We start from the raw sequence: 16,018 nt of genomic DNA, 5'->3' as shown, positions 1-16,018 counted from the left end.
AACCCGGTTAGGCGTGTTTGTTGTATGTTGTTTTGTTGGTTGTTAGCGCGGTACTGTCCTTTTCCACTTTCTGTAAAATCCATTCTCCCATCTTTTCCCCTTGCAAAAGACCATTGGTAATGGCATCCATAAAGTGAATTCCCCCGTAATACCTCGATATAGCCGCTTCATTGGCCGCTTCATGAAAAGAATTGAAAGACCGGTCTGTTAGCCCGTACCGTTTTTCTACCGTATCGGTGAACGCAAAATCTTTCCCGAAATAAAAGGTTAATACCGTGGCGCTTGCTGCCGAAATAGTGGAGTGTCCGCTTAGGTATTCAGGAAAGGGGGGCGTCTGCAAAAAAGGCTTCCAATCCGAATCAATGTATTTCCGAATGGCTGTTTCGGGTCGAATCCGGTTGCTCCGAAACTTCTCGTCCCAGCACGCGATGAAACTATCCATGAGACCGACGGAAACAACCGTATGGATTTTCATGGCCATTGGAAAACTCATTTCCGCTTTTTCACACGCAATTCCGGTAATGCCCAGCCAATGTGCACCGGGCGATATTTTCTTCACGCCATACAAAAGGTGACCATTGTTTTCTAAAGCGAACGGGTTACAATCCCAAAAAGCCGCCACTTGCTTTTGTTCTTCGTTCAAATCCAACCCCGTTTGGTAGCAGCTATCCATCAAGGCATAAAATTCAGACCCACGCGTCGAGGAAAACGGAACCGGAGGCACCGGTTTGAATTGACTGCACGTATCGAGCGTAAAGGGCCTAACCGTATTGAAGTACGGCTCTACCGGCGCATAATAGCCGGGAGGAGTTGGATACCAGGAGCCTTCCTTATTGAGGGGTGAGTAGCGGGGATAATTGCTGATTCGATTGTACTTGTCAGCCTTGGCATATTTCAGAATATGCGCACTCACATAGTTTGCATAGGCCAGTGAATTTTGCACAATGTCTTTGCTAAAGCCACTTCGCATGCATGAGTCGATCACGCTTTTCTGGTACTTTTCTAGTAAAAAACCCGATGGCTGAAGTTTCTTTCCCGTCTCCACCATAGCCAGTAAGGCACTCAATTCATAGGAATGCTCGCCGATAGCCGTAGGAGGTGGCAACTCAGGATAGCTTCTCAAAAAGCGGTTCAGCGGCTTCATACTGCGGTCGTTTTGTGCAACCACTTCATAACCAGCCAAACATGCGTAGGAGAAAAAACGGGCCGCCAAAGGAGGATTGGTTACATCATGCACCATTATATCCGTCATCTGGTAAACGAGCTCGCTAATAAGGCGGGAACCCAGTTTGGGTACTGGTCCCTTTGGTGTTGTCTGACAAGCACCCAGCATAAGCATAAGAAAGATGAGGACAATCCTTTTCATAGCTGCTTGAGGGTATACGCTTTAACTTTTTGCTGATTGAGCCCTAATAAGAGGGTATGGTTTATATAGATGCTACTCCTAACGTCGCCCAGCACCTTGAAACCCGACTTAAAAGATGGCACATTGGTAAAGTTGCCCTTACCATCTCCGCTCAATAACACGCCGTAGTTGGCATCACACTTGCCAAATCGTAGCCTCGCATGCTGAATATTCCCACCCAGAAAGATGTCTTTATGGCCGTCCTGGTTATAATCAAGGGTCGTAATCGTAAATACGGGTGAAAGCTGGGCCTCAACGGGAAGGGCTTTTTCCACAAACTTCCCGTTCGCATCCGATTGAAAGTAGGCGGTTTTCAAATGCGTCGCTTTAAGAACAGAAACGCCCGCTAACTCTTCTGGCGTGAAGACTTGCTGAATAGTAGCTTCGGCATAGCTTTTATAATCCGGGAAGCGCGTACGCATCATGCTGAGTTGATCCAGCAATTCATCGCGGGTGACGTATGGATAGCTTTTGCCTTGAATAAAGAAGCAAAGAATGGGATCAACCGAACCATTGTCATCAAAATCTTTGACATACAATCGGGCGGGCTCTTTCTCGCTGACTTTGCATTGGGTATTCAGGCCGTAGTTTCCCAGAATCAAATCCATGCGCCCGTCGCCATTCAAATCATCCAGGTGAATTCGATTCCACCAGCCGTAATAGCTTTTACTAAAATAAGCTTCGGTGTTGGCAATCAACTTTCCATTCCTGAGCGACATTACGGTAATCGGCATCCATTCGCCCACCAAAATCAATTCTTTTGTTTGATCGCCGTCGATGTCGTGCCAGATCGCATCGCTTACCATGCCTGCCTTCTCCAGTTGAGGAGCCAGTTCGTGTGTTCGATCCTTGAAAGCTCCCCGCGTATCGTTGATCAGCAAATAGCTTCGGGGCGTTTCCGGATAGCGGCCCGGCACAACCCTTCCTCCTACAAACAAATCCAGGTAACCATCTTTATTTACGTCGGCGGCCCTGACACAGCTTGTGCTGGTAAGCATGGCAGGTAGGGCTTGTACTTGCTTCGTGAAGTTACCCTTGCCATCGTTGACATAAAGTCGGTCTTGCAAGTTCGGATCGGCGGGCAGGAAGTTATCATAGCCACCGCTGCAAACATATAAATCAGGAAAGGTGTCGCCGTTTGCATCAAAAAAGAGGGCGTCCGTGTCGTCGCACCTGGCATCGGCAGCAAAAGCTTTAGTTACCTTTTTAGAGAACTTACCGCCCTTTTGCTGCAGATACAACGCCCCAGGCTGCCCGCTGCCGCCCCCTATAAAAATATCTTCCAGGCCGTCGGCATTTACGTCCCGTTTTGCCATGCAGGGGCCGGGGAAAGAAAGAGGATTTACTAACAGCGGCTGCCGCTTGAAATCATTTACGTTTTCATCTTTGTGACTAAAATCAATGGGTGACGAAAGCTCCGCAAAATGGACTGTAGGCTTTGTAAAAGGCTTTTCCAGGCGCTTTTTTGCCTCCTCTTCTCGTAGCGTCAGGAGCTGATTTCCCGATACGTTCCTGAGAACCTGGGTTTGGTCGCTTGGCCAGGTGATAAGTACCGAATCAATCGGCTGGCCTTTACGAATCCCGAAGTGCAAAATGGGCGATACGCTGGATTGAAATCCTCTGGTAAGGATTTGTTCCCGGTATTGCACCGTACCACCGGTATATACCCAGACCTTTGCTCCGATACCTTGGGTATTTAATTGATTACCTACCAGTTTCAACTGGAGATAGGTATTGTCTTTCGAGAGTTGGTTAGCTCTGTTTTCAAAAAGGGCCGCCGGACTGTTGATCGTATTGACAACAAGATCCAGGTCACCATCATTATCCAGGTCGGCGTAGGCAGCGCCATTGCTGTTAAAAGGGGTGGTAAATCCCCAATTCGCACTTACGTCGGTAAAGTTGATGCCATCCAGGTTTTTGAATGCGTAGCTGCTTACATGAGAAGAAGGCATTTTCTCAACCAGCGACAAGAGGTCTTTTCGCATTACATGGCCTCCTTTGAATGTCAGGAAATCGCCCATGTATTTCAGGAAATCCATATTGGTGTAATCACGCACGTACCCGTTGGTGATGTACAAATCCTTCCACCCGTCATTATCAAAATCGGCAAATAAAGGGGCCCAGCTCCAATCGGTATTTGAAATACCCGCGAGCTGACCTACTTCACTGAAACTTCCATTGCCATTATTGATGTGGAGCATATTGCGCATGTATTGATAATGGAAGCCCACGCGCAGGTTTAGGTCAAAGCTTTCGTAATTGTCGGGAGCCAATAGCAATTTTTGCCGCTTGTTATCGGCTGGCAGCATGTCCAGGGTAAAAATATCGGGCAGGGCGTCGTTGTTAATGTCTACCACTTCATTGCCCATCGAAAAATAAGAGGTATGACCGAGGCTCTCTTTGCTTTGGTTGGTGAATTTTCCGTTGCGTCCATTTATCAACAGCAGATCCGGAGCGTGCGAATCATTGGAAATATATACGTCGGGCCAGCCATCGCCATTGATATCCGATATGCCAAGTCCTAAACCGTAGTTTAGTATGGAGCCGGGCAATCCGGCAGCCAGGGAAACGTCCTTAAATTTTCCATGCTCATTCCGGTAAAGCTTTGGGCTGTTTTTAGGCGATTGCTGGCTGAGAAGTTTTCCAATGCTCGACTCATCTAAATTGTTCAGGCTTTTATTTAAATGATTAATCAAGAGCATATCCAGGTCGCCGTCTTTGTCGTAATCAAAAAAGCTAGCCTGCGTGCTGAAGGAAGGATCGTCTAAGCCGTATCGCTGAGCTTGCTCGGAAAAGACCGGAATGCCCTGGGCATTATTGCCCCCATTTATAAAGAGTTGATTTCGACGGTTTTCGTCTGCAACATTGCCCGAATAGCACACATACAGGTCCAATTTTGCATCGCCATTAATATCGACCACGGTAACGCCGGTTTTCCAGGGCCCCTGCCGACCCGATACGTTGGCTTTTTGGGTAATGTCTTCAAAACTCAGCTGTCCCTTGTTGAGATACAGCTTGTTTTCGGTCATGTTGGCAGTGAAATAAATATCCGTTAAGCCATCATTATTAAAGTCGGCCAGCGCTACCCCTCCGCCATTGTAAAAATATTCGTACACCAGAGGATTGGCATTCAGGCCTTCCTGGAGCTGGTTTATAAAATCAATATGGGTTTGAGTTGACGATAGCGATTTAAATAAGGTGTTTTCTTCAGACGTTATTGCTTCCTTTTCCGACGGTGGTTGGCAGGCTGTCAGGAGAGTCAGGAAGATGAAACTGTATACGATCTTACTCATCAGAATGCAATGGCTTTTTCTATAGTAAGCCTTCTTTCTAACACAACAACCTTTGCGGAACACTTCACTGGGTGTAAGCACAGACAGATTCTGGTAACTATTAGAAGCTCCACCGCCATACTAATTCATTGTTATCACAAGAATTCGGAATCAGAATTTTATGGCTATCACCATTCCCATCTACGAATCGTCAATTAATTCTATAAATGTTGATGCTTTTTACTCCTTAACTTTTTGCCATTTTTTCTCGTCCTCTTCCGTTAGATTACTTACCTGAATGGATTACCCGAGAAATTTGATGCCGACCAAATAGGTTTGGGATGTTTTTTTCCGTTTGCTCAACGCTGTTGCAGGCAACGGTTATACGTAATTCAGGGTATAGTCAGCACTACAGAAGTGGTGCTGACTATACCCTGAATAGCAGCTATATCTATTCCCAACCTGGGTTTTCAACCAGTTTGGGATTATTAGCAATCCGTGCGACACCAATGGGGAAATAATAGAATTTGGCATCGAAGCGTGGCTTATTATCACCATCTACACCATTTAAAAACTTGATTTGGTATTTTTTGGTGGTAAAATCCAGAATTGGCTCGATGCCGGTGAACGTTCTGGTCAGTGCGGTCGTGGAAAGGCGCCACCTTCTCAAATCCCAGTAGCGATGGCCCTCAAAAGCGAGCTCGACTTTGCGCTCGTGTCGGATCTTATCCCGGTCTATTGTAAGCAGGGGAAGAATACCCGCCCGCTCTCTGATCTGATTGACAGCGGTTAGTGCCTCCTCTTGTTTATTGAGTTCAAAAGCTGCTTCGGCCCGATTAAGCAGAGTTTCTCCGTATCTGAATACAATCCAGTCTGTACGAGACATGCCACCGCCTGGTTGTACCAAGGTTTCATCCAGGTATTTTTTTACGCCAAAGCCCGTACTCGAGGATGCACTATTGGCACCGTTGGCAGTTACTCCGTTATAATCACCCGCTGAAATAATGGTTCCATCTGGTTTTTTTAATCCTTTATATAGACGGAAAATCTGGCCTTGCCAGGGCGTTCCTTCATAATAGATGGACGCATGGAACCTGGGGTCTTTTTTACCAAGAAGTTCATTCATTGACCAAACTTTATCCTGCAGTATCGTAGGGTCCAGTTTTGTTGGCGAACCGTCCATATTTTCGTAGTCGTCTACCATCTCCAGGTATACCGCCGAATTATTACCAACGCCCCAGGCATTGAAACCATTGGGTTCCTGCATCAGATCCCAACTGTGCCCAACGGCTGCCTGTCCATTGTATTGTTTGGAGAAAATGACCTCTACATTATTCTCATCAAGGAAAATATTCTGGTAATTTTTTACCTTGTCTGCTTCCTTTTTGTAGAGCGAATACTGGCCGGAAGTAATGATTGCATTGGAGGCATCGTATGATGCCTGGTAAAACCGAGTTGCCTCTGAGGCAGGAATGCCTACCAAGCCATTGAGTTGTACAGTACCGTATTTAGCAATACTTGCTGCGTATAAGGACGAGCGGCTCTTCAAAGCCAGGGCAGCACCTTTGGTTACATGTCCGCTGGAAGCATTCCCTACGGGCAGATCGGCAAGGACAGCATCAATCTCAGCATTGACAAAATCATAGATCTCTATTTCCTTATTTCTTGACACAAACAACTCTTCCTTAGGCGCGTCGATTGCTTGCACTTTGGTGATTAAAGGAACACCACCGTAGCGCTTCACCATTTGGAAGTAGGTCATCGCACGTAAGACCCGCATTTCGGCAAGTAGGCTTTTCTTTACGGGTGCATCCAGCACCGTTACCGTTTCCATTCGCTCGATAAATTCGTTCATCTTACGGATAGTAGAATAGCCCCACCACTCCATCAAGCCTCCTCGTTTGTCAATGAAACCAGGCTTCAACAAATACCAGGTGTACAGCCAGGTATAGGTACACCGCGACTCATCCGATAATTCAGAGGGTAAATTAAAATCAAAGGAATCTTCCGGGTTTCCGGGGCCTTCGTACCGGCTGCGGTCATTGGTAGCATCGTTGAATAAATACGTTAGCTCCGAATATACTTGGCTAACATAGGCATTTATCAAGGCTTGATCCGACCAAACAGTGCTTTCAGGAATGATGTTTAATGGCTCCTTATCAAGTACATCTTTACACGCCGTAACAGATCCTAGTAGGAATAAGAAAATATATATACGCCTTTTCATGAATGTTAGGTTTAGAATGATAGATTAAGTCCTGCAGAAACAGTTCTTTGTTGCGGATAATACCAACCTCTGGTAGCGTTAGGCGTGCCTGCTATTTCCGGATCGATGCCATACCGCGATATCCCATCGATGGTCAGCAGGTTGGTACCCGATACGTAAATACGTACTTTGTCAATCAGGATTTTACGCAAGAGAGTAGTTGGAAAAGTATACCCAAGGGAAATGGTTTTTAGACGGGCATACGAGGCATCTTTGGTCCAATAGTCAGAATGCCTATTGTTGTTTTCTGTTGTACCAAAGGTTTGTCTAGGCACGATGGCATCGCGGTCATTGTTTTCCGGTGTCCAACGCTCATCATACAATACAGTATAAGGAGTACGTCTGGAGTCTATGCCCAATTTGATGCTAACATTGTATTTAGCAGCCCCCTGGATCAGCCAGGACAAATCGAAGTTTTTGTAGTTAAAGGCCATGTTGAGACCCCATATCATTTGAGGAACCGTTCCCTGGCCTATTACTTTTTGATCATAAATATCCAGCTTTCCATTGCCGTTTAGGTCAACGTACCGGATATCACCGGGGTGCAGAGACTTATTGCCCTGGCCATCCTGGTCGAACCCTAAGCTGTTAATTTCTTCCTGTGAGGTAAACAGCCCATTTGACACGTAACCGAAATCCGTTCCAACGTATTTACCCGTTTGCTGATTTATACGAATCTGATCTGGATCGGTATAGTCAGGTTCATCGAAGTGCGTCCATTTGGTTCTATTTCTGGAAACATTGCCACTAATATCATAGCCAAAGCCGCCGAGTTTACCCCTTGTACCAATAGAAAATTCAAACCCGTGAGTGAGTTGGCTATTTATATTCTCGGCTGGTAGCGTTGCTCCGAAGGTAGAAGGAAGAGAGGCAAGTCTGTTTGCCAACATACCAGTGCGGTCTCTGCGGAAGATATCGAACTCACCATAAATTTTACCGTTCAGGAAGGCATAGTCTACCCCCAGGTTAGCGGTTTTCATAGTCTCCCAGGTTATATCAGTGTTAGCTAAACCTGTAGAATTCACACCCGTACTTGGTAATCCATTAAATAGATAGGGATCGCTAAAGGTATAGCCTGTCAAGTACTGAAAACTGCCGGTAGCATCGTATCCTGTCTTGCTATAACTTGCCCGGAGTTTCAGCGTTGTCAACCAATTTAGTTTGGAAGCAAAGGCCTCTTCGTTGAGTCGCCATCCAACGGATGCACTCGGGAACAAACTCCAGCGCTTGTTCTTAGGAAAATTAACCGAAGCATCGTACCGGCCGCTTACCTCAAGCAAATACTTATTCTTAAACGCATAGTTTACTCGTCCAATGTAACTTTTCCGTGCATACTGGCTCGCGGTACCGTTAATTTTTTGGTCTTGCTGCCCACCTGCAAATATTTGATCGATTGCATTACTTAAGTAGTTCTGGCGGGTGCCGGAAATGGATCCATCAAGGAAATCCTGTGATTCATACAGTAAAAGCCCTGTAACGTCGTGTACGCTACCGAACGTCCGCTGGTAATTCAGGAACAGTTGCGGAGTAAATACTCTGCTTTTATAATAGCTTTGATTTAAATTGGTGGCTGGCGTGGAGCTTTTTAGTGTATACTCTTTGGTGTTGTAATTATAGGCATAGAGTGACTGACTCTTACTCCATATCTTGGTATCCTCCGTATATTGGTTGAAGTTAAATACACCTTTCAGCGATAAGCCTTCGATTGGAAGCTTGTAGGTTAAAGAAAAGGTGGTTTTTATGGTTTGCCGTAGGCGATCGTTATAGCCACCCCATTTTCTGTAGGTATTCAAGATCGGGCTAATGGCTGCCCCCGCATAAGCCAACTTATTCGGATCGGGCAGCGAGGCTGGGTAGATGGGTTGCGCATCGTAGAAATCAGCCCAAAAATTTTCTTGTGGACGGCTTGGTGCATTAGTTAGGTCAGATGTGGCCAAAAGATCAAGCGAAATGGAAACATTCTTATTAACCTTTGCATCTAAGTTAGTAACCAGGTTATACCGTTTATACGTGTTGTCGCCTGATTTATACAATCCTTGCTGATTTATGGTATTGAGTGAACCTCTATAGGTAATGTTTTCAGAACCACCGGAAAGCGAGATGCCATACTGTTGCATAGGTGCTTGATCTCTCAAAACGACTTTTCTCCAATCGGTGTTCGGATAATTAGGATCGGTGCCTGCGTAATACTTGGCTACTTCTTCTGCCGTAAAGTCAGGTGCTTGCCCCGAATTAAGTTGTGCTTCGCGCATTAACTCAGCGTACTGACCCGCATTTACGGGTCTTGGGCCGCGGGTAATGCCTTGCAAACTGTAGGAGGAAGTTATCGCAATGGTAGGCTTACCTATTTTTCCCCGTTTGGTCGTTATCAGGATAACCCCGTTACCAGCTCTTGCGCCATAAATCGCAGCGGAAGCATCTTTCAGAATGGTAACCGACTCAATGGTATTTGGATCCAGGTTAGCGATATCCAATTGCACGCCGTCTACAATGGTCAATGCTGGCCCAAACCCACGGATACTGATAGAAGCCGCATCGTTTCCGGGCTCACCCGATTCTTGTTTAGATACTAAGCCGGGTAAACGCCCTGCCAGCGTATTGCTTATGTTCGACATCGGCGCAGTAACCAGGCTTTCTCCTTTCACCGTCGCTACCGATCCGGTTACACTCGCCTTTTTTTGCTGACCGTAGCCTACTACCACTACTTCGGACAGGCTTTTTAAAGTCGGCACTAGCGATACATTGATCACACTGCGGTTGCCCACAGCAACTTCTTCACTCAGGTAGCCAATAAATGAAAAAACAAGGATTGCATTTGCGTCTGGAACGCTTAGGACAAATTTACCTTCGGCATCGGTAGCGGTACCTGTGGTAGAACCCTTGAGCGTTACGTTTACACCAGGAAGGGGAGCATTTTCCTCACCCCTAACAATCCCGCTAACCTCAAGAGCCAACGAGGAAGTAGGTACCACAATACTGCCTTGATGTTTGGGATTTTCAGTCAATAAAATATGATTCTTGATTACTTCATAGCTAGCGCGATTCTCAAAAATGGCATCCAGGATTTCCTTTAGTTTTGCACTGTCTTTTTGTAAGGTAACGTTTGGGAAGTTTTTAATAAACTCTGCTTTGTAAGCAAACGTAACTGACGCCTGCTTTTCAATTTTACGTAAAACCGACTTAATGCTTTCATTGGTAGCCTTGAAAACGATTTTCGTTTCTAATACTTCTTGTCCTTTTACTTTATGTCCATACGACATGCTCATAAATATCACCGCCAGAAGGCCATGTATGGCGGTGAATTTTGTAAAAGCAAGAACCCTTTTCTGAAGAGATATAGTTTTATTCATACTTTTGACCAGTTATTTATGTAAAAAGTTTTGAATTAGGACGTTGGCCTCCTAGGCAGCAAGGAGGTGTGTGGATAGGCTGAACCCTACCCGTATTTTATCAATTTCAATTTTATTGAGGTTGCACTTGGCCTACTTGCAACCTTGCGAAGCAAACACGACTTCTGTATTGCTTACCGTATAGGAAGCCCCAATGAGTTTGGATATAAGGGTAAGGCGTTCGAATAAATCCTCATCCAAAAAGACTACCGTTATTCTACAGTCGATTAGCTTGGCCCTATCAAATTCAATATTAATACCGTATAGGTTTTCCAGTTTTGTCAAGATTTCACTTACTGGGGTTTCATCAAATTCCATTAGTTTTTGAGAATCCGTTTCTTTCAACATCACCGGATGCGCCACAATAGAAGTAGTAATTTTGTCCATTTTGGCGCTGTAAATTGCTTTTTGATTGGGTGTAAGAATTACTTCCGCTTTTTTAGCGCTCGATTTCTGACTGTTTTCTTTTGTTACCGATACCCTTCCTGATCTAACACTAACCACAATTTCACCGTTGCGCTTATTCTTGTTTATCGAAAAACTAGTACCTAATACTCTGGTAACGATGCCTCCCGAATACACAGAAAAAGGTCGGGTTTTATCGTGAAAAACATCAAAAAAAGCTTCGCCCTCCAAAACGGCAATCCGTTGGTTCGTATTCGGGGCAGTTGTAAATGAAATGCTCGCGTGAGGTTGCAGTTGGACCGAAGTACCATCATTAAGCAACACCATTTTAACACGCTTGCTATCGTTGGCAAACATTTGGGAATGCTGCGGTGCTAAAACAGAATTCTCAGATTTTGTAACTTGAAGTTGGTTATTGCTAAGTTGAAGGAGACTAACTAAAAGCAAGAAAATTATGGAGATTGATGCCGCAATTTGGAAGTATGGCCGCAAGTAGAAAGGTCTCTTTTCGAAAAGCTCATTTTTACCGGCATCAATTGTAGTCGTAATGCCAACCCATAATTTCTGTTTTATAAGAGCTGACGTCTCCTCATCGAAGTGGTCATTTACATTTTCGCCCAATAAATTGTACCATTTTATAATTTTGGCGTTTTCTGCTGCACTACACTCGCCCCTCTTGAAACGATCGAGGATCTCGTGCATTTCCTTTATACTTATTTCACGACTCATCTTTTTGCGGCTTACATCATAAAGACGTTTTAGGAAACCAACCTCCTAAATTGGTTATCAAAATATTTAAAAAATATTTAGGAGCAATCGAGTTATTTTAGGAATGACGATAAACCACGCTCATTTATTGAAAGATGAAGGCGGATCCCAATGGACAGCAAAAATGGAGGAAAAGTGTTGAGGAAAACGGTATTCATGGGCTCCAACGAACTCCCCAGTAAACGAAACAGCTGAAAATAAGTGATTTTGGCAGTTCAGTCCCCTTTTTCTAGTAGTCCACTCGCAAATAGGTTTTATGTGGCTAAGAATAGTGTACTGGTTTAAATCAGTTGGTAGTAGCTTGATAGCGTTGATCAGCGAAGAAAAACTGATTGATAAACAACCCGATTTTAGTTTCGAGGACTACCAATGATTTGGAAAAGAAAATGGTTCGGCGGGTTAGTCGTTTTAATCGCGTTCGAAGGGTCAAATGCTTACACTCTAGACTTTGTAAGGACACTAAGCTTTACGAACTAAGAGCAGACATTGATCTAAGAAATCAAAGTAAGCCCGCTCCGGCGTCCCGACACTAAGAGTCGGATATCCATTTGAACACTTCAATTTGGCCTCCAATAAATGTAATAAGTGGCGAAATGTTTGGAAAATACGGCGACCAAAGACGAAGGCAATAATCTCGCCTGTCACTGCATCCTCCACCCACCATAACCAACGAAGTAGTGTGCCACGGATACACGTTGACAGTTATTAAAACGGATCTAATCTAACGGTAACCTTCTATTACTAACAAATCGTCCAAATAAAGCGTAAATTAATTGAACTTATTTGGTACCTAATCGGCATTCAATGAATGATTTGTGTCAGCTAAAGATATTCTTTTGAAACCGTTCACAAAAACCTCCCTTTGATTAATATTAATATATGGGTAGCTAACTTGTTAGTTAGCTGGCAAAGCAGGAGTAAATCCTAATTTGACTAATACCCCCTCATACGAATTGACTCCCTCAAAGGCTAAAGCCCCGTTAATATCGGGTTCGTCGTCTTCATTCAGGGGAGCCACCCATGCTGTAGCCTTTTTTTCGGCAGACGCCGGTATGAGGCTTACGGCTACTTTCGTTACAATCGTCTCCACTTGAGTGTAAGTCTCTACGTCATCTGGGTGAGGAATTCGAAAAATCCACACCATGGGAGTTGGTAGTCTATAGTAACTATCAACAGTCCCATCTGTCCCAATGTCAATGCCTATAGGAATAAGATCTTTGATTAAGTAAGAATCCATTTTTAATATAACATGGCTTGTGTTATGACTGTAAACGTTTGAGAATAACATTATTAGAATAACCCAACTTCAAGTTCACACCGTAGGTATTTGAATGAATCCGTTCTTTTTTTATCTGTAGTCGTTTGGGCCGAGGTGGCTTAGTGATTTCAGTAGGTGATGGCTTAGTAGGCTGATTTATAGGGACTTTTTCGGTTTCCATTTTAAGGTTGTATTTCTAAGTTCAACTTTATTTGTATGGGTAGAGTTTTTGTAATTTAAGGTAAGGGTACTTAATTGACGACTGGTCTTTAATTGAGCTGCGGTACCAATAACACAGCATATTTGTCATTTCACTCCCATATGGCAATCGTGGTTTTATCGGAAGCAATACGACTTTTTTGTTCAAGAACTATTAGGGAAGCTTTTTGTAATTAGAAATTTCTAATTACAAAAAGCTCTTTTTATCTGATTTTATTTTGAAGTAGTAGCGATTTCTTCTATAATATGATGCTAAGTAAGTTACCCAATCAACCTTAACTCTTTGACACCTTACGAAGCATTTTGAAGTACACAGTATAAGAATCTCCATTCAAATAGAACCAGGATGATGGATCTGGCTCTATTTCATTTTGTTTCCCCCAATGAAAATCCCCAGTGGCTTTGTTGTAATAGTAGTTGAGAGCTACGTCATATTCATAACTCGTTAAGGTGCTAAAAGCATCGTACCGTTTTATTAATAAGGCAATGGGTTCAGCCATTGACTTTCGTAATTGATATTCAGTTGTACTACCATTTTGTACGGTATATACTGTGTAGGTACCAATTGTATGGTTTGGCACTTTGGCGAAATTGGTGCTTGATCCTTCAACCGTAACCGCTACCGTTTGCGCTCCAGCCGGTTTCACCGTTAATTGATATCCTCCCCCTTTTATACTTCCATCAGGCTGACTAAGACTGTAGCTACCTTCTTGATATGCTTTAAAGCCATCTCCTACTTTAAACCCCGCATCGACGAATACTGCATTGTATGTACCTGATACCCGTTGAATTGGGTCAGGATTTTCACCTAACTCGATTTGGTTATTTAATGCAATTGGGTCAGGCTCTTTTTTGCATCCACTTACCAGAATAAGCAAAACCCCAATGTAACTTATGATTTTATATGTGCTCATAGGATAAGATTTTCTTAGATTGGCCATACAATTACACTTTTTTTCCCCGCTGTTCTTATTCTTCGGATTGAAATAAACTCATGGTGCCAATGATTGAGCTAATTGCTTTAGGTGTACCTGTTCGACGTGGAGTGGCCGACTTGGGAGTAGTTTCTTTCTTTTTTACTTTAACGTTTTCAATACCAAGGGATTTTACCATGTAAGCCGTAGCATTTTTAACGTTTTTCCGCTTTCCTGAAGCTACCTCTGTATGGATTCGCAGGAATGTTTCTAACTTATCAGAGTTGTCGGTTATGGCTGCTTTCTGAGCCTCGTTGAGTGTGTAGCCTGCAAACCATTGCCACGCTAATGCAACGGCTTCTCCAATGGGCATTTTCTGGATATATTCTCTGCTCGCATCTACTTCGCTTTCAATCTGACTTAGCGGTGTTTTTTTAGTAAACTTTAAGCGGGTTACCCGTTTACCCTCTTTCTTAACCGGTTCGTAAGTAAATTCAATGCCCGTCTTCTCCTTGATTTCATTATACGCTACATCTAAGCACTTACGCGTAAAATCAAAATACTTGAACGTTTCGGGTACGTTAAGAATATGCCTCAAGTGATCGACCTCATAGGTAAAAGTATCGCTTCGGTAGTGACTCATTAGAATTTCATATACCCGTTTTGAATAGAGGGAACCTAACGAGCGCATTACTTCATAATCATAACTTGTCCATGTTTTTCCTAGCTCAGTGTAGTAAGGTACAGCGCCAGAGAACATGGTAATTTTTAAACACATCTTCCCCTTGTTCATCAGGTTCTCAACCAGTGGAAAAGGGATCATATACTTAAAATAGCGTTCACCCTTTTCATTGGTAAAGGCGAATCCCTGTTGCTTTAGCTGCAACGATTTTGCAGCCCGCTCAATTTCACTGTAGTTTCTACTCTTACTGAGCTCAGCAAACGGGATTAGGAACTCAACATTTTGATTAGGGAACAAGGGCTGGCTTTTCTCAAAGTAGCGTATAGTCAACTGATTAATAATCATAACGACTATATTCTTCTCCAAAGCCGTGAACATCTGCCGAGACTCAGTTATCAGGTTGGGCTGGTAATTGTTTTTTTGCTTCTTACTGGGCACCACCATCAAATTTTCCGTTGAATCCGACATAGCGAATAAAAATAAGTTTTCAGGAAAAACATCCGCAATTTAGAAATAAAATAAGCACTACCAAATCGAATTGTACAAAATTGATGTAACTACAACTACTTATCTCTCAGAATGTTATTAAAATCGATCTTCGTTGCCAAGTCGCTTTTGCTTCGTATCTGAGTCGTTTTCTTGATTTAACAAATGGTAGAAAAATCTACCATTTGTTAAATCATTGGTTCTAAGGACTTAGCGAGCCATCCATTACGCTTATTTAGATCTAATTTTGTCCGTTTTACGGACTAGTAGAGGAGTTGTTATTGTATTATATTGATACAGAAATTGTAATAAACTAATAAGTTGAACTTGCCTTCTACTCCGTACTCTGGTCGCTTTTCGCTGAAAGGTTCTTAGGACATATTGCTTCGTACTCTGGTCGCTTTTAAGGGGGTTCTATATGCTTCGTACACAAGTCGTTTTTCGCCTAGTTAATTCGTACACAAGTCGTTATTGCTTCGTACATTAGTCGTTATTGCTTCGTACATTAGTCGCTTTAGCTTCGTACATTAGTCGCTTTAGCTTCGTACATTAGTCGCTTTTCTTTTAGTAAAATACTAATAATCAACTAATTAAGTCATTCCAAATCTATCTAATTTTAGAAATTTTTAGAAAAATTTGACAATCTTGCTAAAAAAGAACAAAGGGGAAAAAAAGAGAGACAAAATATGTTTAAATGTTCATATTTTACTAAAATCATTTATTATAAACTGCCTAAATTACTAAAAAAATCTTCCGGCAACTATATTTGTAGTTATTATAGCTTTTAGCATTTTGTCCAATTTCAAAGTAGAAGATTCGAATACACTAACTGTTTGTGCCAAAATGACAGTAAATCTTAGATTATACCCTTTTTTTGGTCATACCAAAAGTAAATGATATATTATGAGACCCTCCTGTATTCTGGTATCTCAGATCTGACTGTTAAAAATAGCG

Annotated in this window: 10 protein-coding genes; all 10 read right to left on the bottom strand. The window is 43.1% G+C overall.

What is annotated here, in order from left to right; translation table 11 throughout:
• Positions 1–7: 7 nt before the first annotated feature.
• The 10 genes from ACYVFD_RS32385 to ACYVFD_RS32340 all read right to left on the bottom strand — a co-directional run bounded on the left by ACYVFD_RS32385 (position 8) and on the right by ACYVFD_RS32340 (position 15,046).
• Entirely contained in the window at positions 8–1,366 is a 1,359-nt protein-coding gene (locus tag ACYVFD_RS32385) for a vanadium-dependent haloperoxidase (protein ID WP_338877468.1), read from the bottom strand.
• Positions 1,363–4,698: a VCBS repeat-containing protein gene (locus tag ACYVFD_RS32380; RefSeq protein ID WP_338877467.1), complete on the bottom strand. Its 3,336-nt coding sequence runs from the start codon at positions 4,696–4,698 to the stop codon at positions 1,363–1,365. Before ACYVFD_RS32380 ends, ACYVFD_RS32385 begins: the two co-directional genes overlap by 4 nt.
• Positions 4,699–5,128: 430 nt before the next feature.
• Positions 5,129–6,904, bottom strand: a complete 1,776-nt coding sequence (locus tag ACYVFD_RS32375; protein ID WP_338877466.1) for a RagB/SusD family nutrient uptake outer membrane protein — start codon at positions 6,902–6,904, stop codon at positions 5,129–5,131.
• A gap of 11 nt (positions 6,905–6,915) precedes the next feature.
• Positions 6,916–10,293, bottom strand: a complete 3,378-nt coding sequence (locus ACYVFD_RS32370; RefSeq protein ID WP_338877465.1) for a SusC/RagA family TonB-linked outer membrane protein — start codon at positions 10,291–10,293, stop codon at positions 6,916–6,918.
• A gap of 132 nt (positions 10,294–10,425) precedes the next feature.
• A complete protein-coding gene (locus ACYVFD_RS32365; RefSeq protein ID WP_461094695.1) occupies positions 10,426–11,439 on the bottom strand; it encodes a FecR family protein in 1,014 nt (337 codons plus the stop codon).
• A gap of 352 nt (positions 11,440–11,791) precedes the next feature.
• Entirely contained in the window at positions 11,792–11,965 is a 174-nt protein-coding gene (locus tag ACYVFD_RS32360) for an IS1 family transposase (RefSeq protein WP_338877463.1), read from the bottom strand.
• The gene (locus tag ACYVFD_RS32355; RefSeq protein ID WP_445265902.1) at positions 11,965–12,195 is read right to left on the bottom strand and encodes an IS1 family transposase; all 231 of its coding nucleotides are present in this window, start codon (positions 12,193–12,195) and stop codon (positions 11,965–11,967) included. The genes ACYVFD_RS32360 and ACYVFD_RS32355 overlap by 1 nt, the downstream gene beginning before the upstream one ends.
• 205 nt (positions 12,196–12,400) lie before the next feature.
• Complete coding sequence (locus ACYVFD_RS32350; protein ID WP_157634692.1) at positions 12,401–12,595, bottom strand: hypothetical protein; 195 nt, start codon at positions 12,593–12,595, stop codon at positions 12,401–12,403.
• A 662-nt stretch (positions 12,596–13,257) separates the two neighbouring features.
• A complete protein-coding gene (locus ACYVFD_RS32345) occupies positions 13,258–13,896 on the bottom strand; it encodes a hypothetical protein (RefSeq protein ID WP_020597261.1) in 639 nt (212 codons plus the stop codon).
• A gap of 55 nt (positions 13,897–13,951) precedes the next feature.
• A complete protein-coding gene (locus tag ACYVFD_RS32340) occupies positions 13,952–15,046 on the bottom strand; it encodes a replication initiation protein (protein WP_020597262.1) in 1,095 nt (364 codons plus the stop codon).
• Between the last annotated feature and the right edge of the window lie 972 nt (positions 15,047–16,018).

Source organism: Spirosoma gilvum (assembly GCF_054776815.1).
This window is presented reverse-complemented; position numbering and strand designations above follow the sequence as displayed.

Excerpts from the sequence above, each read along its gene's own strand:
- ACYVFD_RS32385 (WP_338877468.1), bottom strand. The coding sequence starts at position 1,366 with ATGAAAAGGATTGTCCTCATCTTTCTTATGCTTATGCTGGGTGCTTGT.
- ACYVFD_RS32380 (WP_338877467.1), bottom strand. The coding sequence starts at position 4,698 with ATGAGTAAGATCGTATACAGTTTCATCTTCCTGACTCTCCTGACAGCC.
- ACYVFD_RS32375 (WP_338877466.1), bottom strand. The coding sequence starts at position 6,904 with ATGAAAAGGCGTATATATATTTTCTTATTCCTACTAGGATCTGTTACG.
- ACYVFD_RS32370 (WP_338877465.1), bottom strand. The coding sequence starts at position 10,293 with ATGAATAAAACTATATCTCTTCAGAAAAGGGTTCTTGCTTTTACAAAA.
- ACYVFD_RS32365 (WP_461094695.1), bottom strand. The coding sequence starts at position 11,439 with ATGCACGAGATCCTCGATCGTTTCAAGAGGGGCGAGTGTAGTGCAGCA.
- ACYVFD_RS32345 (WP_020597261.1), bottom strand. The coding sequence starts at position 13,896 with ATGAGCACATATAAAATCATAAGTTACATTGGGGTTTTGCTTATTCTG.
- ACYVFD_RS32340 (WP_020597262.1), bottom strand. The coding sequence starts at position 15,046 with ATGTCGGATTCAACGGAAAATTTGATGGTGGTGCCCAGTAAGAAGCAA.